Here is a 1,038-nt window from a genome sequence, read left to right on the forward strand (position 1 = left end):
GAATGGGAAATCGCACCACCAAAGCCGATTGATTTTAAATTAAATAATGAGACAACCAATGTTGCGGACCATGTTGATCAAGTCATTATGAGGATGATTGAAGCTTCAAAAGGAGCGTTTTCTGATCGTTCACGCATTATTGGGCTTTGTGGAAATGAATTTTTCTCCAAATTGAAAAACCATAAAACAATTCGTGAGACCTATTTAAACACAGCCTTAGCACAGACACTCAATAGCGCCGGAGGTGTTGCAACACCAAGTTCGATTGGCTCTGGGAGCTTTGGTAGTTTTGACTTTGCAGGTGTCACTTTCATTAATTACCGGAGTATTCACAACTATAATGTGAGTGCGAAGGCTGGAACAAAGCGCGCTATAGGCATTAAGCCGGATGAATGTCAATTCTTTCCTGTTGATGCGCCTGGTGTATTCCAAAAAACCTTTGCTCCTGGTGAAAGCTTGGATTTTGCCAACACGGTTGGAAGACCTCTCTACACGATGCTTATCGTCGACCACGACCGTAATGCATGGGTAAAACCGGAGGTCTATAGCTATCCGCTTTACATTTGCACACGCCCTGAAATGCTGTTTAAAGCAGTGATTGGAGCGAAATAACATGCGGTGGAACGGGCTGCTAAACCAAATGGTTAAAGATGTGCGCAACACTTTTGGGCAGCCCATCATCTACACGCGAAAGGACAACCAGCAATCTTTTCGTATCACAGCGATTTACACCATTAAGCATTCAGAATCGGACGCCGGTGGCAGAATCCCTACCACAATTGCAAGAAAGGAACTTGATCTTTGTATCAATGACATCGGGGGAATACCACCAAAACCTCAAGATAGTGTTGTGGTCCTCTCTCCTGAAAACAACAAAGCCCCCTCTTCTCAAGAACACTTCACTGTTACAGATGTCCAAGCCTCTGAATCCGGTATGTATAAACTTATCTTGCGGGAACAGAAACAATAAGGCATCTTTATTTAGCAAGCCGTTTTGATTACTTTTATAAAAACATTACATTGCCACTTGACATTGTG

General features: G+C 43.0%; 2 protein-coding genes. Both read left to right on the top strand.

What is annotated here, in order from left to right:
* A partial coding sequence (locus ACFILW_RS10005; RefSeq protein ID WP_375685762.1) for a major capsid protein occupies positions 1–612 on the top strand: 612 nt, incomplete at its 5' end.
* Position 613: 1 nt separating this feature from the next.
* On the top strand, positions 614–970 hold the full coding sequence (locus ACFILW_RS10010; protein WP_375685763.1) for a hypothetical protein: 357 nt from the start codon (positions 614–616) through the stop codon (positions 968–970).
* The last annotated feature ends 68 nt before the right edge of the window (positions 971–1,038 follow it).

This window comes from Bartonella sp. TT110JLCBS, from assembly GCF_042193405.1.
In the GTDB taxonomy this organism is placed as follows: Bacteria; Pseudomonadota; Alphaproteobacteria; order Rhizobiales; family Rhizobiaceae; genus Bartonella.